This window comes from Veillonella sp. HPA0037 (assembly GCF_000411535.1).
Taxonomy (GTDB): Bacteria; Bacillota; Negativicutes; order Veillonellales; family Veillonellaceae; genus Veillonella; species Veillonella atypica.
This window is the reverse complement of the sequence record NZ_KE150483.1, coordinates 701,495-727,206: the sequence shown is the minus strand read 5'-3', so window position 1 is coordinate 727,206 and position 25,712 is coordinate 701,495. Positions and strand designations below refer to the sequence as shown.

Annotated in this window: 23 protein-coding genes; all 23 read left to right on the top strand. The window is 39.9% G+C overall.

What is annotated here, in order from left to right; all coding sequences use genetic code 11:
• The first annotated feature begins 35 nt into the window (after window positions 1–35).
• The 23 genes from HMPREF1477_RS03445 to HMPREF1477_RS03335 all read left to right on the top strand — a co-directional run bounded on the left by HMPREF1477_RS03445 (window position 36) and on the right by HMPREF1477_RS03335 (window position 25,653).
• Window positions 36–662, top strand: a complete 627-nt coding sequence (locus tag HMPREF1477_RS03445) for a hypothetical protein (RefSeq protein WP_005380715.1) — start codon at window positions 36–38, stop codon at window positions 660–662.
• 109 nt (window positions 663–771) lie between these two features.
• A complete protein-coding gene (locus HMPREF1477_RS03440) occupies window positions 772–1,359 on the top strand; it encodes a DUF3793 family protein (RefSeq protein ID WP_005377411.1) in 588 nt (195 codons plus the stop codon).
• A 10-nt stretch (window positions 1,360–1,369) separates the two neighbouring features.
• Complete coding sequence (locus HMPREF1477_RS03435) at window positions 1,370–1,789, top strand: flavodoxin (RefSeq protein WP_016475827.1); 420 nt, start codon at window positions 1,370–1,372, stop codon at window positions 1,787–1,789.
• A gap of 128 nt (window positions 1,790–1,917) precedes the next feature.
• Window positions 1,918–3,108 (top strand): RuBisCO large subunit C-terminal-like domain-containing protein, encoded by a 1,191-nt coding sequence (locus HMPREF1477_RS03430; RefSeq protein WP_016475826.1) that lies wholly within the window; start codon window positions 1,918–1,920, stop codon window positions 3,106–3,108.
• A 91-nt stretch (window positions 3,109–3,199) separates the two neighbouring features.
• On the top strand, window positions 3,200–4,009 hold the full coding sequence (locus HMPREF1477_RS03425; RefSeq protein WP_016475825.1) for an MBL fold metallo-hydrolase: 810 nt from the start codon (window positions 3,200–3,202) through the stop codon (window positions 4,007–4,009).
• Between the two features lie 13 nt (window positions 4,010–4,022).
• Window positions 4,023–4,502: a 23S rRNA (pseudouridine(1915)-N(3))-methyltransferase RlmH gene (gene rlmH / locus HMPREF1477_RS03420; RefSeq protein ID WP_016475824.1), complete on the top strand. Its 480-nt coding sequence runs from the start codon at window positions 4,023–4,025 to the stop codon at window positions 4,500–4,502.
• Between the two features lie 107 nt (window positions 4,503–4,609).
• The gene (locus HMPREF1477_RS03415; protein WP_016475823.1) at window positions 4,610–5,065 is read left to right on the top strand and encodes a CBS domain-containing protein; all 456 of its coding nucleotides are present in this window, start codon (window positions 4,610–4,612) and stop codon (window positions 5,063–5,065) included.
• A gap of 158 nt (window positions 5,066–5,223) precedes the next feature.
• Window positions 5,224–6,528, top strand: a complete 1,305-nt coding sequence (gene tig / locus HMPREF1477_RS03410; protein WP_016475822.1) for a trigger factor — start codon at window positions 5,224–5,226, stop codon at window positions 6,526–6,528.
• A 34-nt stretch (window positions 6,529–6,562) separates the two neighbouring features.
• Window positions 6,563–7,156 (top strand): ATP-dependent Clp endopeptidase proteolytic subunit ClpP, encoded by a 594-nt coding sequence (gene clpP, locus HMPREF1477_RS03405; protein ID WP_005377316.1) that lies wholly within the window; start codon window positions 6,563–6,565, stop codon window positions 7,154–7,156.
• A 12-nt stretch (window positions 7,157–7,168) separates the two neighbouring features.
• Window positions 7,169–8,422, top strand: a complete 1,254-nt coding sequence (gene clpX, locus HMPREF1477_RS03400) for an ATP-dependent protease ATP-binding subunit ClpX (RefSeq protein WP_016475821.1) — start codon at window positions 7,169–7,171, stop codon at window positions 8,420–8,422.
• 65 nt (window positions 8,423–8,487) lie between these two features.
• A complete protein-coding gene (gene lon, locus HMPREF1477_RS03395) occupies window positions 8,488–10,797 on the top strand; it encodes an endopeptidase La (protein WP_005377407.1) in 2,310 nt (769 codons plus the stop codon).
• On the top strand, window positions 10,797–11,495 hold the full coding sequence (gene yihA, locus HMPREF1477_RS03390) for a ribosome biogenesis GTP-binding protein YihA/YsxC (protein WP_016475820.1): 699 nt from the start codon (window positions 10,797–10,799) through the stop codon (window positions 11,493–11,495). The genes lon and yihA overlap by 1 nt, the downstream gene beginning before the upstream one ends.
• The gene (locus tag HMPREF1477_RS03385) at window positions 11,492–12,463 is read left to right on the top strand and encodes a polyprenyl synthetase family protein (protein WP_016475819.1); all 972 of its coding nucleotides are present in this window, start codon (window positions 11,492–11,494) and stop codon (window positions 12,461–12,463) included. Before yihA ends, HMPREF1477_RS03385 begins: the two co-directional genes overlap by 4 nt.
• A gap of 1 nt (window position 12,464) precedes the next feature.
• Window positions 12,465–13,349, top strand: a complete 885-nt coding sequence (gene tatC / locus HMPREF1477_RS03380) for a twin-arginine translocase subunit TatC (RefSeq protein WP_016475818.1) — start codon at window positions 12,465–12,467, stop codon at window positions 13,347–13,349.
• Window positions 13,350–13,371: 22 nt separating this feature from the next.
• Window positions 13,372–16,029 carry a valine--tRNA ligase gene (locus tag HMPREF1477_RS03375; RefSeq protein WP_016475817.1) on the top strand — a complete coding sequence of 886 codons (2,658 nt, stop codon included), beginning with the start codon at window positions 13,372–13,374 and terminating at the stop codon, window positions 16,027–16,029.
• Window positions 16,030–16,038: 9 nt separating this feature from the next.
• Window positions 16,039–17,346 (top strand): folylpolyglutamate synthase/dihydrofolate synthase family protein, encoded by a 1,308-nt coding sequence (locus HMPREF1477_RS03370; RefSeq protein WP_016475816.1) that lies wholly within the window; start codon window positions 16,039–16,041, stop codon window positions 17,344–17,346.
• Window positions 17,347–17,355: 9 nt separating this feature from the next.
• On the top strand, window positions 17,356–18,624 hold the full coding sequence (locus HMPREF1477_RS03365) for an O-antigen ligase (RefSeq protein ID WP_016475815.1): 1,269 nt from the start codon (window positions 17,356–17,358) through the stop codon (window positions 18,622–18,624).
• A gap of 370 nt (window positions 18,625–18,994) precedes the next feature.
• Window positions 18,995–20,497 carry an acetyl-CoA hydrolase/transferase family protein gene (locus HMPREF1477_RS03360; RefSeq protein WP_016475814.1) on the top strand — a complete coding sequence of 501 codons (1,503 nt, stop codon included), beginning with the start codon at window positions 18,995–18,997 and terminating at the stop codon, window positions 20,495–20,497.
• A 28-nt stretch (window positions 20,498–20,525) separates the two neighbouring features.
• Window positions 20,526–22,172 (top strand): methylmalonyl-CoA mutase, encoded by a 1,647-nt coding sequence (locus tag HMPREF1477_RS03355; RefSeq protein WP_005380642.1) that lies wholly within the window; start codon window positions 20,526–20,528, stop codon window positions 22,170–22,172.
• A gap of 27 nt (window positions 22,173–22,199) precedes the next feature.
• Window positions 22,200–22,595: a cobalamin B12-binding domain-containing protein gene (locus HMPREF1477_RS03350; protein ID WP_005380683.1), complete on the top strand. Its 396-nt coding sequence runs from the start codon at window positions 22,200–22,202 to the stop codon at window positions 22,593–22,595.
• Window positions 22,596–22,674: 79 nt separating this feature from the next.
• Window positions 22,675–23,613 (top strand): methylmalonyl Co-A mutase-associated GTPase MeaB, encoded by a 939-nt coding sequence (meaB, locus tag HMPREF1477_RS03345; protein ID WP_005377389.1) that lies wholly within the window; start codon window positions 22,675–22,677, stop codon window positions 23,611–23,613.
• A gap of 51 nt (window positions 23,614–23,664) precedes the next feature.
• The gene (mce, locus tag HMPREF1477_RS03340; RefSeq protein ID WP_005377395.1) at window positions 23,665–24,087 is read left to right on the top strand and encodes a methylmalonyl-CoA epimerase; all 423 of its coding nucleotides are present in this window, start codon (window positions 23,665–23,667) and stop codon (window positions 24,085–24,087) included.
• A 36-nt stretch (window positions 24,088–24,123) separates the two neighbouring features.
• Complete coding sequence (locus tag HMPREF1477_RS03335; RefSeq protein WP_005377385.1) at window positions 24,124–25,653, top strand: carboxyl transferase domain-containing protein; 1,530 nt, start codon at window positions 24,124–24,126, stop codon at window positions 25,651–25,653.
• The last annotated feature ends 59 nt before the right edge of the window (window positions 25,654–25,712 follow it).

Genomic DNA, 25,712 nt, shown 5'->3' with positions numbered 1-25,712 from the left:
CCCCTTTAAGGGGCGGTTTTGTTTAGGAGAAAACTATGAAATCAATGATAGCATTAGCTCTCGCTGGTGTTGTAGCGATGAGCACACCTGTACTTGTTGATGCGGCTAATATTAATGCTAGTAAATATGCCGCTGCATATGGAACGTATAATGGTATGAAACTTAACGAAGGTGTTACGATTTATGCCAATGCGCCAAAGGCTTTGTTCGCCGGTGCAGGTAAAACCGATGTAAAAACGGCTCTTATGCAAGCTGGTGCCAGCCGTGCCGAGGTATATACGCTTAACGTAAAACGAGAAAATGAAATGAATTACGCTGTATTTGCGAATGTGGTCGTAGGTGGTAAACATAATCTTGTTAACACCAAGCATGTGAGCACTGATGCCAGTGATGTCGGTAATTTGGTGGCATCTATCAATGGAGGTAAAGCTGCTGAGCTAGGCCAATACCAAGTGGTGACACCTTTGGCTAAGCATAATAAAACATATGTAGGTGCACTAAAATATACAAGTAAAGATAATAATAATTCTTATAATGAGATTCTTCATATTGCTGTTTCTGAAAGTAAATACGAGGGCCCTAGTGTGCGATTTATCGCTATAGATGAAGAAAGTGATGCTAAGGTATTTCCTCGCGTGAGCAACTTGCTAACTAGTAAATAATAAATAATTATTGAAATAAATTATCAATTATCTTGACAATATTTCTCATCGAGAGTACTATGTGTATATAGTAATCAATCTCAAGTAATGAGGCGGATTCTATATAGATATGCAACAGGCAGGTACGACTATGATGAATTCAATTGACAATATCATTGGATTTCATTGTGCACCGGCAATTCGAGGCATTAAGGTCTCGAATTTGGTTTCTATTCCACGGGACATGAATGAACAAATCCAATTCGTTTTGACTGAATATAATAAAGAGTTTAATGAAAAGGGTTTATTCTTCTTTGAATTATGTCGCTGTAAAGCACGTAGACTACTATTGGTGTTCCGTGAAACACAATTACGAGACTATGTACGGCAACCTGCGGTGATGACATTTTTGAAAGCCTACGGTTATCAAGATAGTATGAGCATTATGGAGATGCTTGAACATTTGCGATATCGTATGGAATCAAGCGTTGATTTCCCTCATGAAATTGGTGTGTTCCTTGGATATCCGTTAATGGATGTGAAATATTTTATTTCTCGTCGCGGTAATGGATACTCTATGTGTGGTGAATGGAAGGTTTACCACGATGTAGTAGATGCACAACGCTCTTTCTTATGTTACAAAGCATGTCGTGAATTTTGTCAAACTCAATTGATGTTGGGAAAAACATTTAGTTCATTGGTCGCAAGAACGGCCTAGGAGGTACAAGATGATTGGTGTAATTTTTTGGTCCGGTACAGGCAATACAGAAAAAATGGCTTATGAAGTAGCTGAAGGTATCAAAGCTGCAGGTCAAGAAGTAGAAGTAAAATCCGTTTCTGAAGTATCTGTTGATGAAGCAGCAGCTTACGATAAATTGGCTCTTGGTTGCGCTGACATGGGTGCTGAACAATTAGAAGAAGGCGAATTCGAACCATTCTACACTGAATTAGAAGGTAAATTGAGTGGTAAAAAAGTAGCAATCTTTGGCTCCTATGGTTGGGGTGGCACTTGGTTAGAAGACTGGGGCACTCGCATTAAAGATGCTGGCGGCGAATTAGTAGCTGACGGTGTGGCAATCTTGGGTGAACCAGATGATGACGGCAATGCACAATGCCAAGAATTGGGTAAAACATTAGCTAACGCATAACAACTTCATATTATATAAAGACTATAGCGATGGATGTGACATCGCTATAGTCTTTTTTGTATCTATTTATGGAAAGGTGTACTGCTTTGGTATATAATTAAATAATGTTATTGCAAAGGAGACGCATTATGAAGGACGAGCGATTTATAGTTACCTACCGAATTGAAGCCAACACATATGAAGACGCAAAGTCTATTGCTTGGGCTGTTCAAGTAGAACAAACGATTGAATTCCCTTATGAATTTGTAACTGATCCATATATTAAAAATACAATTACCGGTCGATTGGAATCTCTCGAACCGATGGCGCCAGATTCCGCATATGCAACTGTGGGAGTGATGTCGAATGTAGTGATTGATGCTTCTCGGTATTATCTAGCTCGCATTTCATATCATGTAGATACTACCGCATTAGAAGCAACGCAATTTTTAAATGTTGTATTTGGTAACTCATCGTTACAACCTCATATTTGGGTGGTAGACATAGAACTATGTCCTACATTATTTGACGTATTCAAAGGTCCACGATTTGGATTGCATGGTATTCGTAGATTGGTTGAAACGCCTACAAGACCGATGATTCAGGCTGTAATTAAACCTATGGGAACGCCTAATGAAGAACTAGCTCGCATGTGTGCAGCGTATACGCGTGGTGGCGTCGATGTTATCAAGGATGATCATGGCATTACGAACCAATCTTTTTCGCAGTTTAAGGATCGTGTAAGACGATGTGCTGCTGCGGTGCGTGAGATGAATGAGGCGCATGGAAAACACGCATTATATGCAGCTAATGTGTCTGGTGATGGCACAGACGTATTAGAACGTGCTTATTTCGCTAAAGAGGCGGGTGCTACGGCCCTTATGGTAGCCACAGGTTTAGTAGGCTCTGGTTGGTTACATAAATTGGCTACCGATGAAAAATTGTGCTTGCCTATTATTCACCACCCTGCCTATTCTGGTGGCTTTGTGAGCCCTGGTGTATCCGGTATTGCCGACTATTTACAGTTGGGATTCTTGCCTCGATTATTTGGCGCTGATATGATGGTTTTTGTATCCTATGGAGGGCGCTTTACTTTTACCCAAGAGCAATGTAAGCGTATTGCCGCATATATTAAACATCCTGTAGGATTGGTGAAAGCAGGTTGTCCGGCTCCTGGTGGTGGCGTGACTGATGCGCGCCTTACAGAATTAGTTGAGTTGTATGGAAATGATACGATGTTCCTCGTTGGAGGCGATATGTTCCGTCGTGGACCAGATCTTGAGTCGAATATGGCGTATTTTGTTAATCGATTAGAAGAACTATCACAATTGAAACAATAATAGTTGTGAAAATTGGACTTTCACTAACTCAATCGTACGGTGATTGAAAGACTTTCACCAATAGAAATAATTAATTATATGGAGTAGTTTAATGAGTGAAACCTCACCTTTAGAGGTCCATGTTCTTGCCAGCGGTAGCAAGGGTAATTGTACAGTTATAAAAAAAGGAAATTCTGTTATATTACATGATGTGGGTATTAGTTGCCGGCGCATCGTTAATGGGCTGAAAGAATTACATATCGATATGAGCCAGGTTGAGGAAATATTTATTAGCCACGAACATACCGACCATATTGCGGGGCTACAACAACTATTAAAGCGTTTTGATATTCCTGTATATACTAAGCAAGGCACGTGGCGTGAAATCCAAGATAAGTTAATCGTTCCAAAACATCAACTGGTGGAATTGACAAAGGGGAGTTTGGAGCTTGGAAATCTTACAGTGGAACCCTTTAGTGTTAGTCATGATGCGGCAGATCCTATAGGCATCAATGTATATTCTGGCAAGGATAAGGCTACGGTTGTCACCGATACGGGGGTGATTACGGATACTATATTGCATCGATTAGATGACAGCACATTGCTAGTCTTGGAGGCTAACTATGATCCTCAGATGTTGCGCTTCGGCCCGTATCAACCGTTTTTAAAGCAACGCGTAGCCAGTGATGAAGGTCATTTGAGTAACGAAATGGCGGCACAGGCCTTACTCATGATGAAACGACCTAATTTTATGCAGGTCATTTTGGCACATCGCTCTGAAAATAATAATAACCCTGTCCTCGTAACACAAACGATTGGACAAATGCTCGTCGATGGGGGCGTTAAAATAGGCCCAGAAATGAAATTACAGCATGGACAACCTAACGAAATAGTATCCATGCAGTCTGTTCGCAAAAATTAGAGGTACATCTTGTATGAAGTTTCATGTAATCTGTATTGGTAAATTAAAAGAAGCGTATCTCCGCGAAGGGGTTGCAGAGTTTGTAAAACGTATGCGCCCTTATGGAGGTATTACAATTACTGAATTGAATGAAAGTAAAATAGGGGATAAGCCTAGTGATGCGGACCGTAAACAAGTAGTCGTAGAAGAGGGGCAACGTTTATTAAAGGCTGTTCCTAAATCGGGATACACCGTATTGCTAGATGTATATGGTAAAACGATATCTTCTGAAAATTTGGCCTCTATGGTATCTAAATTAGAGGTAGATGGCATCAGCGATATGGCCTTTATCATAGGTGGTGCCTTTGGCGTTAGTGACGAATTGCGCCGTTCTGTAAAATTTAAGTTATCCTTTAGCCCGATGACCTTTACTCATCAAATGGTTCGATTGTTGTTGGTAGAACAGATTTACCGCAGTGCCAAGATAAATCGCAATGAACCATACCATTGGTGATATACTTAACTAAATATTATTTATATACAATTTTTGAAAAAGGAGTTTTCAACTCTAAGGTCGAATAGTATAATAAAGAGTAAAGTTATATGAAGGAGGAATTCCCTATGAAAATCCAAGACGTAATGAATAAATATCCTGTTACAGTTGGTAAAGATGCTCCCATTTCTGATGTAGCAGACTTATTAGTTAAATATAATTTAACAGCTGTCTCTGTAGTGGATGAAGAAAATAAATTGTTAGGTATCATTTCAGAAGGTGATTTGTTATACAAAAAGGTTCGCCCTCATGTACCTCATTATGTAAATGTTTTGGGCGCTAGTATCTATTACAATGGTATTGGTGAATACAATGCACAATTCAAAAAATTGTTAGCATCCCATGTATATGAATTGATGACTAGCGATGTTATTACTACAACACCGGATAAAGATGTAGAAGAAATCGTATCCGTTATGCTTGATCAACATTTGAAAAACATCCCTGTTGTAGATAAAGAGTACCGTTTGATTGGTATTTTATCTCGTCGTGATATCATTAAATTGATTGCAAAAGATAACTAATTATTTACATATATGCAATACTAAACAGCCACTCCCTATGAGTGGCTGTTTCCTTATAATGCTAAGAATTGCATTGAATTTTCATTTATGATATTATAAGGAGTGCATAATATACTACAGAAATTTGGGCGTTTGCCCTTCAAGGAGGACATATTTTAATGAAAGCAACTGTAAATCCTGTTGATCAACACGTAGTAACTTTAACTATCGAAGTACCTGCAGCAGAAGTAGACAAAGGTATCAAACAAGCGGTAAAACGCATTGCAAACCAAGTGAACATTCCTGGCTTCCGTAAAGGCCACGCACCTCGTCGTGTATTGGAAATGAACTTTGGTAAAGAAGCTATCTTGGAAGAAGCATTTGACGTATTGGCTAGCCAAAACTATAGTGCTGCTCTTCGTGAAAACGATATCGTTCCTGTATCTGATCCAGAAACAGAACGCGTACAATTCGAAGAAGGTAAAGATTTAATCTTCAAAGTAACTGTAACAAAACGCCCAGAAGTTAAACTTGGCGATTACAAAGGCTTAGAAGCTACAAAACAAGACGCTACTGTAACTGATGAACAAATCGAAGAACAATTGAACAATATCCGTGAACAACAAGCTAAAATGGTTGTTGCTGAAGAAGGCGCTACAATTCAAAAAGACGACTTCGCAGTAATCGATTTCGCTGGTTCTGTTGACGGTAAACCATTTGATGGTGGCGAAGGTAAATCCTACCCATTACAAATTGGTTCCGGTAGCTTCATCCCAGGTTTCGAAGATCAATTGATCGGCGCAAAAGCTGGCGATGATGTAACTGTAAAAGTAACATTCCCAGAAGACTACTTCGTAGCTGAATTAGCTGGTAAAGAAGCAGAATTCAAAACTCATATCCATGATATTAAACGTAAAGAATTGCCTGAATTGAACGATGAATTCGCAAAAGAAGCAAGCTCTTACGAAACAATTGAAGAATTGAAAAACGATCTTCGCGCTAAAATGGAAGAAGAAGCATCCCGTCGTGCCATCGACACTTACAATGCTGATTTGATTCAAGCAGCTGTTAAAAATGCAACTGTAGATATTCCAGAAGTGATGATCAATGATCGTGTAGAACAAATGATTCAAGAATTGGCTATGAACATGGAAGGCCGTGGCTTGAAACTTGATGACTACTTGAAATTCTCCAATAAAACTATCGAAGATTTACGCACTGAATACAAAGATTCCGCAGCTGAAAATGTACGCGCTGACTTAGTATTGGACGCTGTTGCAACTGCTGAAGGTATCGAAGTAACTCCAGATGATATGAATCGCGAAATCTTCATTATGGCTCAAAACTTTGGGGCAGATCCTAAAGAAGTTTGGGATATTATTGCAAAAGAAGGTCGTGTAGCTATGTTAGCAGGCTCTGTAGCTCGCAAAAAAGCAGCTCGATTCATCATCGATAATGCAAAAGGTGCAGAAGCAGCAGAATAATGCTTGCTCACTAGGTACATGAAAAGGTGATTATATGTATGTACCAATCGTAGTTGAACAAGGCGAACGTGGTGAACGTTCGTATGATATTTACTCTCGCTTATTAAAGGATCGCATTATCTTCTTAGGTGGACCTATTGATGATAATGTTGCAAATGCGGTGATTGCCCAAATGCTTTTCCTAGAAGCAGAGGATCCAGATAAAGATATTCATCTATATATTAATAGCCCAGGTGGTGTTGTAACTGCTGGTATGGCTATCTATGACACGATGCAATATATTAAACCAGATGTGTCTACCATTTGCGTAGGCTCCGCTGCAAGTATGGGGGCTGTATTATTGACAGCAGGTGCAAAGGGCAAACGCTTTGCATTGCCTCATGCGCGCGTTATGATTCACCAACCATTGGGCGGTGTACAAGGTCAAGCATCTGAAATCGAAATCCATGCCCGTGAAATTCTTCGTATGCGTGAAGAGTTAAATGGTATCCTAGCAGCTCGCAGTGGCCAAGATATTGAAGTGGTAGCACGTGATACTGATCGTGATAACTTCATGAGTGCCCAAGATGCCGTTGAATACGGTTTGATTGACGAGGTGTTAACTCGCGATACTCTAGAAAGCAAGTAATGGAGGCGCTCATTGGCAAAAGATAAAGATACTATGCGTTGTAGCTTTTGCGGACGCACAAGTGATGAAGTAAGAAAACTAGTGGCCGGTCCTAATGTGTACATCTGTGATGAATGCGTAGAAGTTTGTGAACGCATCATTGAAGATGAACTTGGTGACATCGGTACAGAAGACTTTAAATTAAAAGAATTGCCAACGCCAAAAGAAATTAAAGCTCATCTTGATCAATATGTCATTGGTCAAGATGATGCTAAAGTTTCCCTTGCGGTGGCAGTATATAATCACTACAAACGTTTACAAACAGATAATGTGGTAGATGATGTAGAACTACAAAAGTCCAATGTTCTATTTATCGGGCCTACAGGTAGTGGTAAAACATTATTGGCTCAAACATTGGCAAAAATGTTAGAGGTTCCATTTGCAATTGCAGATGCAACAAGCTTAACCGAGGCTGGCTATGTAGGGGAAGATGTAGAAAATATTCTATTAAAACTCATTCAAGCCGCCGATTATGATATTGAACGGGCTGAACGCGGTATTATTTACATCGATGAAATCGATAAGATTGCCCGTAAGTCTGAAAATCCTTCCATTACACGTGACGTGTCAGGGGAAGGTGTGCAACAAGCACTTTTAAAAATCTTAGAAGGTACCATTGCTTCGGTGCCACCTCAAGGTGGTCGTAAGCATCCTAATCAAGAAATGTTACAAATCGATACTACTAATATTCTCTTTATTTGTGGTGGTGCATTTGATGGTATGGATAAGGTTATTACAAAACGTACCGCTAAGAAAACATTAGGTTTTGGTGCTGATGTACAACGTGCTGAAGAACGCGATGTATCTGCGATTCTCAAAGAGGTTGTACCTGAAGATTTATTGAAATTTGGTTTGATTCCTGAATTTATTGGTCGTTTGCCTGTTATGGTAACATTAGACCTATTAGATCGGGATGCATTGGTCCAAATTCTTACAAAACCGAAAAATGCATTGACTAAGCAATATGAAAAAATTCTATCCCTTGATGGTGTAGAATTGACATTTGAAGATGATGCATTAGAAGAAATCGCTGATGAAGCATTACAGCGTAAAACTGGTGCTCGTGGTTTGCGTGCCATTATTGAGAAGGTAATGAAGTATGTTATGTATGAAGTTCCATCTATGGATGATGTGGCAAAATGCATAGTTACCAGAGAAGCCGTAAAGGGCACAGGTGAACCTATACTCAAAAATGAGGCAGACAAAGACATCCAGCTGAAATCGTAATTCGAAGAAACTCATTTCTGTGTAGGAATGAGTTTCTTTTCATAATATAAATCCTTGGAGGACATATGAATTTACTCGAAGTAGGTATTCCTACCGTTCCCCTTAGAGGGATGGTTGTATATCCGAATATCGTGATTCACCTCGATATCGGTCGAGACAAATCCATCAAAGCGGTAGAAGCCGCAATGAACGAAGATCGCATTATGGCAGTGGTATCCCAAAAGGATGATTCTGTAGATGCACCTACCGTTCATGATTTAGCCCAAATGGGTACACTTGTAAAAATTAAACAAATGTTGCGCTTACCAGGTGGTATTGTTCGTGTTCTCGTTGAAGGTATTACTCGTATTCGTGTTATGAACATTACGAGCATGGATCCTTATTATGTAGGGGACTATGAACGTGTAGCATCCATTTTCGAAGATGATGTAGAACTTGAGGCGTATCGTCGTTTAGTACAGTCTAAATTCAATGAATGGGCTGATGAAGCTAAAACGATTACTGAAGAAGGCGTTACACGCGTTATGGAATTGCGTGACCCTTGTGAACTAGCCGATCAAGTAGCATTTATGTTGCCTGTTAATAATGCAAAACGACAAGAGCTACTAGAGGAATTATCTGTTGCAAGACGATTGAACATGATTGTAGGCATTCTTAATATGGAATTACAAATTTCTGATTTGGAAAATTCCATCAACAATCAAGTTCGTCAAGCTATGGAAAAAACACAAAAAGAATATTTCTTGCGTGAAAAAATTCGCGTCATTCATGATGAATTGGGTGATAAGGGCGACCCTGAGGAAGAAGCAGATGAATTAAGAGAACAATTAAAAGCTCTTAATTTGAGTGAAGAGGTTCACAATCGTATTGATAAAGAAATCTCTCGCTATAGTCGCATGCCACAAATGATGCCAGAAGCGACCATTCTCAGAAATTATCTTGACTGGGTATTGAGCTTACCATGGAACGATGTTACCGATGATCGTCTAGATATCAATGAAGCTAAAGACATCTTAGAGGCTGATCATTATGGCTTAGAAAAGGTTAAGAAACGTATTTTAGAATTCTTGGCAGTTCGAAAATTGACAGGTAAGAATAGCGGTTCCATCCTTTGCTTGGTAGGACCTCCTGGTGTTGGTAAAACATCGTTAGCTTCATCCATTGCTAAAGCGATGAATCGTAAATTCGTACGCGCATCCTTAGGCGGCGTTCGCGATGAAGCTGAAATTCGTGGCCATCGTCGTACATACATTGGCGCATTGCCAGGTCGTATGATTCAGGGCATTAAAAATGCAGGTACACGTAATCCTGTATTCTTGCTTGATGAAATCGATAAATTGGCATCCGATTATAAAGGTGATCCGTCTTCTGCATTATTAGAAGTATTGGATCCGGAACAAAATAGTACATTTAGCGATCATTTTATTGAAATTCCATTTGATTTCTCTGATGTATTCTGGATTACTACGGCGAATGTGGCCTCTAATATTCCAGGCCCATTATTAGACCGTATGGAAATTATTGAGCTTTCAAGCTACATGGAAGATGAAAAATTAGAAATCGCTAAGCGCTATTTAGCACCTAAACAAATCGAAAAGAATGGTTTAAAAGATAATAAGATTAAACTATCTGATGCAGTGTTAAAGAAAATTGTATCCGAATATACTCGTGAAGCTGGCGTTCGTACCTTGGAAAAAACTATCGCTAAAGTATGCCGAAAAATGGCTTACCAAGTAGTAGAACAAGATATTGAAACTCCGAAGGTTTCCGTCAAGAATTTACACGAATACTTAGGCGCGCCTATCTTTATTGATCAAGAGCGTGAAAAGAAACCTCAAGTAGGCTATGTTAACGGACTTGCTTGGACCTCTGTAGGTGGTGTAGTATTACCTTGTGAAGCGACAACAATGGCAGGGACTGGCAAATTAGCACTAACTGGTAGCCTTGGTAAAGTAATGCAAGAATCCGGTCATGCTGCTATGAGCTATATTCGTCATAATGCAAAATCCTTGAAAATCGATGAAGAATTCTATAAAAAGTTAGACATTCACGTTCATCTTCCAGAAGGGGCAACACCAAAGGATGGGCCTTCTGCAGGGATTACGATGACATTAGCAATGGTATCTGCCTTGACGGGACGTAAGGTGCGCGCTGATCTCGCTATGACTGGTGAAATCACATTGCGTGGCCGCGTATTACCAATTGGCGGTCTTAAAGAGAAATTGTTGGCAGCATTGTCATACGGTGTGAAAGAGGTTTTAATTCCAAAAGGTAATGAAAAGGATATTCCTGAATTACCAGATAGTGTAAAAGAAGGTCTTATCATCACACCTGTTAAGACAATGGATGAAGTTTTAGCAAAGGCACTTGTATAATGCAAAAGAAGAAAAAATCCACAAAACATATGGGGCCAAAACCACAATATACAAGAAAAGAAATTAAGGGGCCTCGCATTATAGCAGCAAAATATAATACATCCTGTGTAAAAGCAGATCAATATCCTGAAGGGGATACGGTAGAAGTAGCCTTTTTAGGACGCTCTAATGTGGGCAAATCCTCATTGATTAATTCTTTGTGTAATTATCGTGGTCTTGCTCTTGTGAGTGGACAGCCAGGGAAAACAAAGACGATAAACTATTTTGATATTGAATCAAAAGAGGATATTAGTGAAACTGAAGAACGTCGGTACCACTGGTTCTTAGTGGATTTGCCTGGATATGGTTTTGCAAAGACGAATAAAGATAATCGCAATATGTGGTCATCATTTATATCTGATTATATATTGCATTCTGAACGATTAATGTTATTATGCTTGCTTATCGATGGGCGTCATCCAGAGATGCCTATCGACAAAGTGGCGTTTGATTGGCTCGTTGAGGCCGATGTGCCTCTTCAAATCGTGGTGACGAAGGTAGATAAGCTCAATGCTAAAGAGAAATCAGTAAATTTAGCAAAAATTAAAGCTATGTATCCAACTGATTCTCCACCGATTATGTATAGCTCATTGAAACATACGGGCCGTGAGTTATTGCAGCAACGAATTAATCAAGTACTAGTAGGGGAGGAAGCATGAGTAATTCAAACCAATTAGAGATGATGGAACGCATCGCTCTTGATTTAGAGGGTGTTGAACGTGCTCTTGCGTCATCCTTTAACACAGGGTCTGAAGATTTTAATACACTGATTAGACCTTTATCCGAGGCCGGCGGTAAACGTTTGCGCGCGCAATTATGCTTGCTTATTGCCAATGCGGGTACATCGGTAGAGGCGGAACGTATTAAGATTGCAGAAGCTGTAGAAATGTTACATCTAGCGACGTTGATTCATGATGATGTCTTAGATCAAGCGGAAATACGTCGCGGTGAAGAGACAATTCATAAGCACAAAGGCAATAAGGTTGCCATTTTAAGTGGTGACTATTTATTTGCTAAGGCATTTCGTATCGTATCCGAAATGCCACATATGGAATATTTAAAGGTCTTTTCTCATATCATCACCTGTCTTGTGGAAGGTGAATTTATGCAAATGGAAGATGTGTATCGCATTGACCAAGGCATAGATCGATATATGACAAAGACGCAAAAGAAAACAGCCGACTTTATGGAGGGCTGCATGGAACTAGGGGGTCTGTTAGGTGGCTGGTCTAGTGATGAAATTATGTACCTAAAACGATATGGTCATGCGTTGGGGATGGCGTTCCAGATTACCGATGACATTATGGATTATCGCGAAACCTCAGACACGACAGGCAAACCTGTGGGGAATGACCTTCGAGAGGGCTTGTTAACCTATCCATTGCTTAGTATCGTTAATGAAAGCAATCAAAATCAGTTGTTGCAAGATATTAAGAACCTTAATCATGGCGGTAATGAACAAGAGATTATCGATTATGTTATCGCTCAGGGTGGTATAGATAATACATTACGGGTCGCACAACAATATTGTGATGATGCGTTATCTGCATTACAATCTATACGTGATTTTGATGGCAAAGAGTTTTTAGTATTAGCTGTTCAAAATTTAGCAGATAGAAAGGTATAATATGGAGGCCTTCGAACCTAAAGATTTCGAATATCCCATAAAGAAACCTTCATTTGATAGCGTAGTTCGACAAAAGCGTCGGAAACAAGCACAAAAAGCAGAACAAGAGCAATATGCTGTGGTAAATACTGAACAGGAAGAGGGTGCTCCCGAGCCGTTATATACGGAGATGGAACAAAAGATGATGGACGAAGCTGCCAACTTATCGTTGGTAGGTCATCTATCAGAGCTTCGTAGACGTATTATAATTATGGTTGTTGCTATTATCATAGGAACAGGCATTGCCTATTATTATGTAGACGTATTATTAGATATTTTATTGGCCCCTGCAGGCAAGTTATATTACATGCGACCTACAGAAGCCTTCTTTACGTATATGAAGGTATCCATCGTAGGCGGCATAATTTTGGCATCGCCTATCATACTGCATCAAATATGGCTCTTTGTGAAACCAGCATTGACAGTTCGCGAGAAACATCTATCAAACTGGATTTTACCAGTAGCCTTTTTGTTGTTTGTAACAGGTATTTTCTTTTCCTATATCTTAGTGTTGCCTGCTGCGGTTAAGTTCTTTATGGGCTTTGCCACCGATGAATTGCAACCGATGTTTTCCATTGGTCAATATATGGACTTTGTATTGGCCTTTGTACTACCGTTCGGCTTTATATTCGAACTGCCATTGGTCATTATCATTATGGGATATTTTAATTTAATTACATCCCAATTCTTAAAGAAGAAACGCAAAATATTTATTTTGCTTTCCTTTATTATAGGTGCAGTAATTTCACCTACACCGGATATGTTCTCACAAACCATGATTGCATTGCCGATGATATTATTATATGAAACTAGCCTCTTTGTGTTAGCTAAAGTGATGAAACGATAAGTACTTACTTTCAGGAGGAACGATGAAAACCTACGAAAATTTAACCACCTACAATCCTGGTGAAATCGAAAGTAAATGGTATTCCTATTGGGAAAACCAAGGTTACTTTCACGAAGAAGTAGACACTGACAAGGAACCATTTAGCATTGTATTGCCACCTCCAAATGTAACAGGTATGTTGCATATGGGGCATGCACTAGATAATACATTACAAGATATCTTGATTCGTTTTAAACGTATGCAAGGTTACAATGTATTATGGATGCCTGGTACAGATCATGCTGGTATTGCTACACAAATCAAGGTAGAAGAAATGCTCGCTAAAGAAGAGGGCAAATCTCGCTATGATTTAGGTCGTGAAAAATTCGTAGAACGCGTTTGGGAATGGAAGAAAGAATACGGCGATACCATTGTTAAACAAATTCGCAGCTTAGGTGCATCCTGTGACTGGAGCCGTGAACGTTTTACATTGGATGAAGGATACTATCATGCAGTGCGTGAAGTATTTGTAAGCCTTTATGAAAAAGGTTTGATCTATCGCGGCGAACGTATCATCAACTGGTGCCCTCGTTGTGCAACAGCGTTGTCTGATGTAGAGGTAGAACACGAAGATGAACACGGTCATTTATGGCATATTAAATACCCTGTAAAAGGTGAAGAAGGTCGCTTTGTTATCGTTGCGACAACACGTCCTGAAACAATGTTCGGCGACGTAGCGGTAGCAGTAAATCCTGAAGACGACCGTTATAAAGATTTAATTGGTAAAACATTAATTTTGCCATTTGTTAATCGTGAAATTCCTGTTATTGCTGATGACTATGTAGATGCAAGCTTTGGTACAGGTTGTGTAAAAATTACACCAGCCCATGACCCTAACGACTTTGAAATGGGGCAACGTCACAACTTAGAATCCATCGTTGTTATGAACAATGATGCGACAATGAACGAAGGTGCTGGTAAATTTAACGGCATGACACGCGAAGAAGCGCGTAAACAAGTGGTAGCTGAGCTTGATGAATTAGGATTGCTAGAAAAAATCGAAGATCATGACCATGCGGTTGGCCATTGTTCTCGTTGTAAAACGATTATTGAACCAATGGTTTCTAAACAATGGTTCGTAGATATGAAACCTCTTGCAGAGCCAGCATTGAAGGTTGTAAAAGATGGTGACGTTCAATTCGTTCCTGAACGTTTTACTAAAACATATGTAAATTGGCTCGAAAACATCCGCGACTGGACGATTTCTCGTCAATTATGGTGGGGTCATCGTATTCCAGCGTGGTATTGTGATGACTGTGGTGAAACGATTGTTAGCCGTGAAGACATTACAGAATGCCCTCATTGTCATGGACATGTAACACAAGATCCAGATGTGCTCGATACATGGTTTAGTTCTGGTTTATGGCCATTTGCTACCATGGGTTGGCCTAAAGATACAGCAGAGCTTAAACAATGGTATCCAACAAGTGTACTCGTAACTGGTTATGATATTATCTTCTTCTGGGTTGCTCGTATGATTTTCATGGCTCTTGAGTTTGAACATGAAATTCCATTCAAACATGTATTTATTCATGGTCTTGTACGCGATAGCCAAGGCCGCAAGATGAGTAAATCCTTAGGCAATGGTATCAATCCATTAGATGTAATCGGCGAATATGGTGCTGATGCATTGCGCTTTACACTTGTAACAGGTAATACACCGGGCAATGATATGCGTTTCTACATGGAACGTGTAGAAGCAAACCGCAACTTCGCTAATAAAATTTGGAATGCTTCTAAATTCGTTCTCATGAATTTGACGAATTATGATGAAAGTTTCGTTCCTACTGAGGCTGATTTAACATTGGCTGACAAATGGATTGTCGAAAAATACAATGAAACTGTAGCAAGTATTACTGCAAATCTTGATAAATTTGAGCTTGGTGAAGCGGCTAGCTCCGTATATGATTTCATTTGGAATACCTATTGCGACTGGTACATTGAACTTGCAAAACCTCGTTTGTATAGCGATGCTAATGAACGCGATCGTCGTACTGTACAATATTTGCTTGTAACAATCTTGCGTCATATGCTTGAATTGTTGCATCCATTTATGCCATTCGTTACAGAACATATTTGGCAACACTTGCCTCATGAAGGTGAAAGCATTGTGATTGCTAAATGGCCAGAAGCGTTAGCTTTCACAAATCTTACAGAGGCTGCACGTCAAATGGAAATCATGATGGATGCTATTAAAGGTATCCGTAACATGCGCGCCGAAATGAATGTACCTTTGGGCAAAAAAGCCGAAGTTATTGTAGCACCGACTGATGCGTCTATTGCTGAGGCCGTTGCAGAGCATAGCGATTATTTCGTAACACTTGCATGGGCTGAAAAGGTAACTATTCTAGGTGCTGATGATCCAAAACCTGAAAATGCAACCGTAACTGTTGTAAATGGTATGGAAGTATATCTTCTCTTGAAGGATCTTATCGATGCAGATAAAGAAAAAGAACGTATCGAAAAAGAAAAAGGTCAAATGCAAAAAGAAATTGCACGCTTAGAAGGTAAATTGAGCAATCAAGGTTTCCTTGCAAAAGCACCAGAAGCAGTTGTAGCAAAAGAAAAAGAAAAACTAGAAGAATATAAACAAAAGCAACAAGCGTTGTTAGAACGTGAAGAATTCTTAAAAACCTTATAGGAGGTTTATATGACATACGAAGAAGCCTTAACGTATTTAGAAGATACCTCATCCTTCGGTATAAAACCGGGGTTAGAACGTATTCGTGCATTATTGCAAGCGTTGGGGAATCCTGAACGAGATTATAAAATCATTCATGTTACGGGTACAAATGGCAAAGGTTCTGTAACAACCTATATTTCGTATGCTCTATTTACCAGTGGATTACGGGTGGGGCGATTTACATCGCCTCACCTTGAATCTTATACGGAGCGTATAGAAATTAATGATGTTCAAATTAGCAAAGACGCTTTTGGCAATTTGATCGATTGTGTTCGACAAGGCGTAGATAAGATTATTGCTGATGGGGTAGAGCCACCTACGCAATTTGAAATTCTAACGGCCGCAGCATTCCTATTCTTTAAAGAACAAGGTGTAGACTATGCTGTTGTAGAGGCTGGCTTGGGTGGATTACTGGATTCAACGAATGTTGTGACACCAGTGGTTTCCGTTATTACTAATGTTACCCTTGATCATCAAGCGTATTGTGGCAATACGGTTGAAGAGATTGCCAAGCATAAGGCGGGCATTATAAAAGAAGGTGTTCCTGTTGTAACGGCGGCTCAAGAAGGACCATTAAAGGTCATTGAAGAGACAGCTGAAGAAAAACATGCACCATTATATGTGTTTAACAAAAAGTTTGGTATCGATAGCCGTAGTGTAGTGCCTGGTGGGCAATTGATTACGGTCAGTGCTATTGGCGCACCGCCTGCTATGTTATTTACAACGATGGCTGGGATTCATCAATCTGTCAATTTGGCTTGTGCATTACAAGCTGTACGCCTAGTTATGGAACATGATGATGCTATTAGCGAAGAAACAATGCGCGAAGGTTTTGCCCGTGCCACTTGGGCTGGTCGTTTTGAGATTAAAAAAGCTTTGGATCGGACATTCATATTTGATGGTGCCCACAATGCAGCAGGTGCAGAATCTTTCGGTATGACTTACCATGAATTATTTGGAGATACGCCAAAAACAATGGTGATGGCTATTTTGTCAGATAAGGATGAAATGGGGATTATTCACGAAGTTGTAAAACCAAAAGATACAGTCATTGCAGTGGCTGCACCAACACCACGTACAGAGGTGCCAGAGAAATTGGTAGAAACCGTTCGGCAATGTGTGAAAGGGGTAGTGGCACAGACAGAAGATTCTGTGAGCAGTGCTCTTGATTTAGCATTACAATCGACACAAGATGGAGACATCATTGTTGTGTGTGGATCATTATATATTCTTGGCGAAGCTCGCGGCTGGTTACAAAACCGTATGAGCCACTAGGTAATCATTATGGATCACTCATTATTTCCAACGGAAACAAAGTTGAAGTTTTATATTGAACGACTTATTTATGGTGTGGCTATTGCCATGCCACTACAACCGATGGTAGGGGATGTGCTCTTGTGGTTGGCCGTTGGGCTTGCCATTGTCGATTTAATACGAAGTCATAGTCTTAGCTTGCCTACGGGATGGCTATCGTGGACGGTTATGTTTTTTGTCCTTTGGACGGGCGTATCAGCTGCCCTTTCCGATAATGCGCAATGGGCTTTGACAAGTTGGTTTTATCAGATTGTGGCCGGTGGCGGTATCTATTATTTAGTACGTACCTATATTAGTACGCCAAAACAGTGGCGTTATTTTCTTCAATGTACATTGGGAACGGCGATTCTCGTTTGTTGTATAGGTGCTTATGAATATATTTTTATTCCTAATCATCATATAAAAGAATGGGTTGATGCCATCCAATTTCCAAAATTGATGCGACGCATGTCGTCAACATTGACGAATCCCAATCTGTTGGGCGCTTACTTATTGATGATTCTAAGCGTTAGTATTAGCTATTTATTGGTTTACTGGAAGGGCTTATCCGATAAAATCTTATCGGAGGAATATAAGAAACAAATCTACATGATGATTCCCATAGCATTAATACTTTTTGTTACCATGCTATTAACGTATTCACGTGGCATATGGATCAGTTTTGGTGCCATGATTATTTACTGGGGAATTTTTGTAGAACGCCGTTTATTATTATCCTTGTTAGCAATCCCCATTATTCTATATTTTTATGATGGAGAAATTGCTACTCGTCTTTGGTCTATATTCCAAGGTCATGATACATCGGCTGATTTACGATGGGCCTTGTGGGATAGCACGATGTACATTGTTCGTGAAAATCCTGTGTGGGGGATTGGGTGGAATACATTTTACTTAGTATATCCAGAATATAATTATTATATTCAAGGTCCTAATGTATTGATGTATCACGCTCATAATTTATACCTTAATATGTTGGCTGAAATAGGCATACCAGGACTTATCTCCTTTATAACTGTATTAATAGGTCATGTGGTTACCTCTATACGTCTAAAAGGTGATGTGTTCCGTAAGGCTGCCTCCATCGGTGTCGGTGCTTTAGCAGTTGGTGTTCTTGTGAGCGGTTTGTCTGATTTTGAATTATATAGTCACCAAGTAACGATTACATTCTGGTTATTGCTAGGATGGGTAGGTGCTTTTGTGAAAGTTCAACAAAATCAGACTAAAATCAATCATAATTAAAACGCATCGAAAAAAATCGAAATTGTTGTGTTATGTATAATAAGAATTAGAATAAGAGTGAATTGAAGAGAATCTATATATTGTATAGAAATTCTTCGATTCACTCTTTTTTAACTATATATATGAAATTATAAAAATATATCTATAATTCCTGAGAGTTATAACGATGTGAATTTAATTTATCCTAAAAATGGAAAATCCATGACTTTTAGTCATAATGACCCATAAATATGTGACAAAAAATACATTTTATGCATATAAGTTGACAATGCGATTGTAAAAGCATACGATGAAGTTGGTTTAAGGAACGGTTTAGACCAAGAGATTGATCAACTGTCGTTTAACAAGGTGATTTTAAGGAGATGGTACGATGATAGACATCAAAGATCGCGTTAAAAATGCGGCCCTCCAAGGCAAAATTGTCACAGCTTATGAAGCAGCTCAAATGATTAACCACAATGATAAAGTTGGTATTTCCGGCTTTACTCCATCTGGTTATGCAAAAGCTGTACCATTGGCTTTGGCTGAACGAATGGAAAAAGAACCATTCAAAATTGATTTATGGACAGGTGCTTCCGTAGGTGATGAAGCCGACGGTGCATTAACACGTGCACATGGTATTAACCGTCGTTTCCCTTATCAAACAAATGGGGATACACGCAAAGCTTTAAATAGCGGCGACATTAAATACATTGATATGCACTTAAGTACAATGGCGCAAAATGTACGCTATGGTTTCTTTGGTGATTTAGATGTAGCTATCGTAGAAGTTTGTCAAATCAATGAAGATGGCTCTTTAGTACCTACAACATCTGTTGGTAACTCTCCAACATTTGTTAGCCAAGCTAAAAAAGTTATCGTAGAAGTAAACGTATCTCAACCATTATCTTTGGTTGGTATGCATGATATCTACGAACCACTTGATCCACCATATCGCAAACCAATTCCATTGGAACATGCTGGTGATCGTATTGGTACTGATGCAATTCCTTGTGACCCAGACAAAATCATTGCAGTAGTTCCTTGTGATGTTCCTGATACTACAAGACCTTTGGCACCTATCGATGATGATGCAAAAGCAATGAGTCAACACCTTATCAAATTCTTTGAACAAGAAATCGGTGAAGGTCGTTTACCTGAAAACTTGCTTCCATTGCAATCTGGCGTAGGTTCTGTAGCAAATGCAGTAATCAGCGGATTGGCTCAAGGCCCATTCAAAGATTTGTCCATTTATACAGAAGTAATCCAAGATGGTATGTTTGACTTAATCGATGCAGGTAAAGTAACTGTATGTTCCGGTACTGCATTAAGTCCTTCTCCAGATGGGTTGAAACGTTTCTATAATAACATCGATGAATATCGTAAAAAGATTATTCTTCGTCCACAAGAAATTTCTAACAACCCTGGTATTGCTCGCCGTATTGGTGTCATTGCCATGAATACCGCTATCGAATTTGATATTTTTGGCAATGTAAACTCTACTCATATTATGGGTAGCAAAATGATGAACGGTATTGGCGGATCTGGTGACTTTGCACGTAGTGCATATCTCACTATTTTCTGTACTAATTCCGTTGCAAAAGGTGGCGACATCAGTTCTATCGTTCCATATGTATCTCATGTGGATCACCCAGAACATGACACTATGATTTTCTGTACAGAACAAGGTGTTGCTGACTGCCGTGGTTTGAGCCCAGTGGAAAGAGCTCGTTTGATCATTGAAAAATGTGCTCACCCAGACTACAAACCAATGTTAACTGAATACCTCGAAAAAGCACTCGCTGCAACTAAGAATGCCCATACACCAATGTTGCTCGACGAAGCTCTTTCTTGGCATAAACGCTTCACAGAAACTGGAAGCATGAAAAAATAACCTGTTTTTTTAGGAGGATGATGAAAACATGGCTTACGAAAACCTTAAAGCCCAAATTGCTGAGTACAATAAACTTTGTGACGAAAAGTGTGTAAAAACTCCAGAACGTCAAAACTTGAAATACAACCGCGTGTATACACCAGTTGATATTGAAGGCTTTGATTATGAACGTGATTTGGGTATGCCTGGTGAATATCCATATACTCGTGGCGTACAACCTACAATGTACCGTGGTCGTTTCTGGACTATGCGTATGTATGCTGGTTTCGCGACAGCTGAAGAATCTAACAAACGTTACCGTTACCTTATCGAATCCGGTGCAACTGGTCTTTCCTGTGCATTCGACTTACCTACACAAATCGGCTATGACTCTGATGACGTTATGGCTGAAGGCGAAGTTGGTAAAGTAGGTGTAGCGATTGACTCCTTGGCAGATATGGAAATCTTGTTCAACGGCATCGACCTTGGCAAAGTATCCACTTCCATGACAATCAACGCTCCAGCATCCGTTTTGTTGGCAATGTATATCGCAGTAGCTGAAAAACAAGGCGTACCTTCCACAGAATTGAAAGGTACAATTCAAAATGATATTTTGAAAGAATACGCAGCTCGTGGTACTTACATTTTCCCTCCAAAACCATCCATGCGTTTGATCACTAATATCTTTGAATATTGCTCTCAATACGTTCCAAAATGGAATACAATTTCCATTTCCGGTTACCATATCCGTGAAGCAGGTTCCACAGCAGCACAAGAAATCGCATTTACAATTGCTGATGGTATCGCATATGTAGAAGCAGCTTTGAAAGCTGGTCTTGATGTTGATACATTCGCTGGTCGTCTTTCCTTCTTCTGGAATGCTCATAACAATGTACTTGAAGAAGTTGCTAAATTCCGCGCATCCCGTCGTTTATGGGCAACTATCATGAAAGAACGTTTTGGTGCTAAAAAACCAAAATCCATGATGCTTCGTGTACATACTCAAACAGCTGGTTCCATGTTGACTGCACAACAAGTTGATAACAACATCGTTCGTGTTGCTCTTCAAACTGCAGCTGCTGTAATGGGCGGTACTCAATCCTTACATACAAACTCCCGTGACGAAGCATTGGCTCTTCCTACAGAAGCATCTGTACAAGTAGCTCTTCGTACACAACAAATCGTGGCTTACGAATCTGGTTTAGCAGACGTAGTTGACCCATTGGGCGGTTCCTACTATGTAGAAGCTATGACTAACGCTATCTATGACGAAGCTATGGCTTACATCAAGAAAATTGATGAAATGGGCGGCGCTGTAGTAGCAATCGAAAAAGGCTACATCCAAAAAGAAATCCAAGAATCCGCTTACAAATGGCAAATGGAAGTTGAATCTGGCTTGCGCACAATCGTTGGCGTAAACAAATTCCAAGTTGAAGAAGAAGCTCCAAAAGACTTGCTTCGCGTAGACGCTTCCGTAGGTGTAAACCAATCTAAGAAAACTCAAGCAGTTCGCGCTAACCGCGATCAAGCAGCAGTTGACAAAGCTTTAGCTGATTTGAAAGCTGGCGCAGCTGACGAAAACGTTAACTTGATGCCATTAATTCTTGCAGCAGTTAAAACATATGCTACTTTGGGTGAAATTTGTAATGTATTGCGCGAAGTATTCGGTGAATACCAAGCTCATTCCACATTATAATATCGGCTAATTTCGGAGGTAATTATCATGGCAGAAAAACGTATTAGAGTAATCGTAGCAAAACCAGGTCTTGATGGTCATGACCGTGGTGCAAAAGTTGTAGCACGCGCACTTCGCGATGCTGGTTTCGAAGTAATCTACACAGGTCTTCGTCAAACTCCAGAACAAATCGTAGAAGCAGCACTTTCTGAAGACGTTAATGTAGTTGCATTATCCCTTCTTTCCGGCGCTCACAACACATTGTTCCCTAAAATTGTTGAACTTTTGAAAGAAAAAGGCATGGGCGATGTATTAGTAATCGGCGGTGGCGTTATTCCTGATGCTGATATTCCTGGCTTGAAAAAAGCTGGCGTAGCAGCTGTATTCACACCTGGTACTCCAACTGGTGATATCGTAGACTTCATCAAGGAAAACGTAAAATAATTAACTGGGCAAGAGAGGGGCTCAACTGGAATGGTTGGCTCCCCTCTATTCCCATATTCTAAGATAGGTGGTGAGGCGAATGGATTTAGTTAAAGGCCTCTTTGAAGGCTCAAGACTAGCCTTAGCACGGTCCATCACTGCTGTAGAAAACGAGTATGAAAATGCCATCGATATTATGAAGGCAATTTACCCTAAAACGGGTAATGCACGTATTCTCGGTATAACTGGTGCCCCTGGTGCTGGTAAAAGTACTTTGACAGATAAGGTTGTTAAACATTATCTAGATCAAGGTAAAAAAATCGGCATCGTTGCCATCGACCCAACAAGCCCATTCTCTGGTGGTGCTATCTTGGGGGACCGTATTAGAATGAATGATTTGACATTAAATGAAAATGTATTCATTCGAAGCATGGGGACGCGTGGTAGTCTAGGTGGTTTATCCAAAAAGACTGCAGACGTTGTAAAATTAATGGATGCCTTTGGCATGGACTTGATTATCATTGAAACAGTAGGCGTAGGTCAATCTGAAGTAGATATCGTAAAAAATGCAGATACTACATTGGTTGTTCTTGTTCCTGGTCTCGGTGATGATATCCAAGCTATTAAAGCGGGTATTCTTGAAATCGGCGATGTATTTGCTATCAATAAAGCTGACCGAGATGGTTGCGATCGTTTGAATGTTGAAATTGAAATGATGCTTGACCTAGATTCTCGTGAAGTAAAATGGCGCCCACCAATTAAGCGCACAATTGCTAGTAAAGACCAAGGCGTAGATGAACTTATCGAAGCCTTAGATGAACATTTTGAGTATCTTGAAGATTCCGGTGAATTGGAATCTCGTCGGGCAGAACGTACTCGCGATGAAATCATCGCAATGATTAATGAACAAATTGGTCGTTATGTAGCTGATAAAATCATTACAAGCGACGAATTTAATAGCCAAGTGGCAGCTGTTAATGAACGCGAAAGCGATCCATACACAGTTGTTAACGGCGTAATGACAAACGTGCTAAAGTAGACGGCGACTACATAGCATTAGAGATTTAGCCTTATAAAGGAGATAATCGAAATGGCTTTTAAAGTATTACAAGTGGATCACATCGGTATTGGTGTTAATGATTTAGCAGCAACTAAAGAATTTTACAAAAATGCTTTGGGAATTCAACATCTTCCTGAAGATGAAGTAGTAGAAGAACAAAAAGTAAAAGTATCCTTCTTCCCATGCGGCGATGCTGAATTAGAATTCTTGGAAACTACTACTCCAGACGGCCCTATCGGTAAATTCATCGAAAAAAATGGCGGTCGTGATGGTATCCAACACGTTGCTTTGCGTGTAGATAATATTGAAAATGCTATTGCTGATCTTATGGCGAAAGGTATTCGTATGATTGACGAAAAACCTCGTTATGGTGCTGGCGGTTCCTCTATTGCATTCGTTCATCCTAAAGCTACAGGTGGCGTATTACTTGAACTTTGTCAACGAATGAAATAAAATATTATTGTAACAAGTTTTTATGGAGGTGCTGACATGCAAACAGTGCAAGAAAAAATTGAGTTGTTGCACGAAAAACTAGCAAAAGTTAAAGCTGGTGGCGGTGAAAAACGCGTTGAGAAACAACATTCTCAAGGTAAAATGACTGCTCGTGAACGTTTGGCTAAATTATTCGATGACAACTCTTTTGTTGAACTTGATCAATTCGTTAAACATCGTTGTGTTAACTTCGGTCAAGACAAAAAAGAATTACCAGGCGAAGGTGTAGTAACTGGTTATGGTACTATCGATGGTCGTTTGGTATATGCATTCGCACAAGACTTCACTGTAGAAGGTGGTTCTCTTGGTGAAATGCACGCTGCTAAAATCGTTAAAGTACAACGTTTAGCAATGAAAATGGGTGCTCCTATCGTTGGTATCAATGATTCCGGCGGGGCTCGTATTCAAGAAGCTGTAGATGCTCTTGCTGGTTACGGTAAAATTTTCTTTGAAAATACAAATGCATCTGGCGTTATTCCACAAATTTCCGTAATCATGGGACCATGTGCAGGCGGTGCTGTATATTCTCCAGCATTGACTGACTTCATCTACATGGTTAAAAACACATCTCAAATGTTCATCACTGGTCCTGCAGTTATTAAATCTGTAACTGGTGAAGAAGTAACAGCTGAAGATCTTGGTGGCGCAATGGCTCACAACTCTGTGTCTGGTGTTGCTCACTTCGCAGCTGAAAATGAAGATGATTGCATCGCTCAAATCCGCTACTTGTTAGGTTTCTTACCTTCTAACAACATGGAAGATGCTCCATTGGTAGATACAGGTGATGACCCAACTCGTGAAGATGAAGGCTTAAACAGCTTGTTACCTGATAACAGCAACATGCCTTACGACATGAAAGATGTTATCGCAGCTACTGTAGATAATGGCGAATACTATGAAGTACAACCATTCTATGCTACAAACATCATTACATGCTTCGCACGTTTTGATGGTCAATCTGTTGGTATCATTGCTAACCAACCTAAAGTAATGGCTGGTTGCTTGGACATCAACGCATCTGATAAATCTTCCCGTTTTATCCGTTTCTGTGATGCTTTCAATATTCCAATCGTTAACTTCGTTGACGTTCCTGGTTTCTTGCCTGGCACAAATCAAGAATGGGGCGGTATCATTCGTCATGGTGCTAAAATGTTGTATGCTTACTCTGAAGCAACAGTACCAAAAATTACTGTTATCACTCGTAAAGCATACGGTGGTTCTTACCTCGCTATGTGTTCCCAAGATTTGGGCGCTGATCAAGTATACGCTTGGCCTACATCCGAAATCGCTGTAATGGGTCCTGCTGGTGCAGCTAACATCATCTTCAAAAAAGATGAAGATAAAGACGCTAAAACAGCTAAGTACGTAGAAGAATTCGCAACTCCTTACAAAGCTGCAGAACGTGGCTTCGTTGATGTTGTAATCGAACCAAAACAAACTCGTCCAGCTGTTATCAATGCGTTGGCTATGCTTGCAAGTAAACGTGAAAACCGTGCTCCAAAGAAACATGGTAATATTCCATTATAATTCGATTCGGTAATCATATCATCGAATTTGGGAGATACCTTTCTTTATTTATTTTTTAG

Coding starts and splice junctions, on each gene's coding strand:
- HMPREF1477_RS03445 (WP_005380715.1), top strand. CDS start 36: ATGAAATCAATGATAGCATTAGCTCTCGCTGGTGTTGTAGCGATGAGC.
- HMPREF1477_RS03440 (WP_005377411.1), top strand. CDS start 772: ATGCAACAGGCAGGTACGACTATGATGAATTCAATTGACAATATCATT.
- HMPREF1477_RS03435 (WP_016475827.1), top strand. CDS start 1,370: ATGATTGGTGTAATTTTTTGGTCCGGTACAGGCAATACAGAAAAAATG.
- HMPREF1477_RS03430 (WP_016475826.1), top strand. CDS start 1,918: ATGAAGGACGAGCGATTTATAGTTACCTACCGAATTGAAGCCAACACA.
- HMPREF1477_RS03425 (WP_016475825.1), top strand. CDS start 3,200: ATGAGTGAAACCTCACCTTTAGAGGTCCATGTTCTTGCCAGCGGTAGC.
- rlmH (WP_016475824.1), top strand. CDS start 4,023: ATGAAGTTTCATGTAATCTGTATTGGTAAATTAAAAGAAGCGTATCTC.
- HMPREF1477_RS03415 (WP_016475823.1), top strand. CDS start 4,610: ATGAAAATCCAAGACGTAATGAATAAATATCCTGTTACAGTTGGTAAA.
- tig (WP_016475822.1), top strand. CDS start 5,224: ATGAAAGCAACTGTAAATCCTGTTGATCAACACGTAGTAACTTTAACT.
- clpP (WP_005377316.1), top strand. CDS start 6,563: ATGTATGTACCAATCGTAGTTGAACAAGGCGAACGTGGTGAACGTTCG.
- lon (WP_005377407.1), top strand. CDS start 8,488: ATGAATTTACTCGAAGTAGGTATTCCTACCGTTCCCCTTAGAGGGATG.
- yihA (WP_016475820.1), top strand. CDS start 10,797: ATGCAAAAGAAGAAAAAATCCACAAAACATATGGGGCCAAAACCACAA.
- HMPREF1477_RS03385 (WP_016475819.1), top strand. CDS start 11,492: ATGAGTAATTCAAACCAATTAGAGATGATGGAACGCATCGCTCTTGAT.
- tatC (WP_016475818.1), top strand. CDS start 12,465: ATGGAGGCCTTCGAACCTAAAGATTTCGAATATCCCATAAAGAAACCT.
- HMPREF1477_RS03375 (WP_016475817.1), top strand. CDS start 13,372: ATGAAAACCTACGAAAATTTAACCACCTACAATCCTGGTGAAATCGAA.
- HMPREF1477_RS03370 (WP_016475816.1), top strand. CDS start 16,039: ATGACATACGAAGAAGCCTTAACGTATTTAGAAGATACCTCATCCTTC.
- HMPREF1477_RS03365 (WP_016475815.1), top strand. CDS start 17,356: ATGGATCACTCATTATTTCCAACGGAAACAAAGTTGAAGTTTTATATT.
- HMPREF1477_RS03360 (WP_016475814.1), top strand. CDS start 18,995: ATGATAGACATCAAAGATCGCGTTAAAAATGCGGCCCTCCAAGGCAAA.
- HMPREF1477_RS03355 (WP_005380642.1), top strand. CDS start 20,526: ATGGCTTACGAAAACCTTAAAGCCCAAATTGCTGAGTACAATAAACTT.
- HMPREF1477_RS03350 (WP_005380683.1), top strand. CDS start 22,200: ATGGCAGAAAAACGTATTAGAGTAATCGTAGCAAAACCAGGTCTTGAT.
- meaB (WP_005377389.1), top strand. CDS start 22,675: ATGGATTTAGTTAAAGGCCTCTTTGAAGGCTCAAGACTAGCCTTAGCA.
- mce (WP_005377395.1), top strand. CDS start 23,665: ATGGCTTTTAAAGTATTACAAGTGGATCACATCGGTATTGGTGTTAAT.
- HMPREF1477_RS03335 (WP_005377385.1), top strand. CDS start 24,124: ATGCAAACAGTGCAAGAAAAAATTGAGTTGTTGCACGAAAAACTAGCA.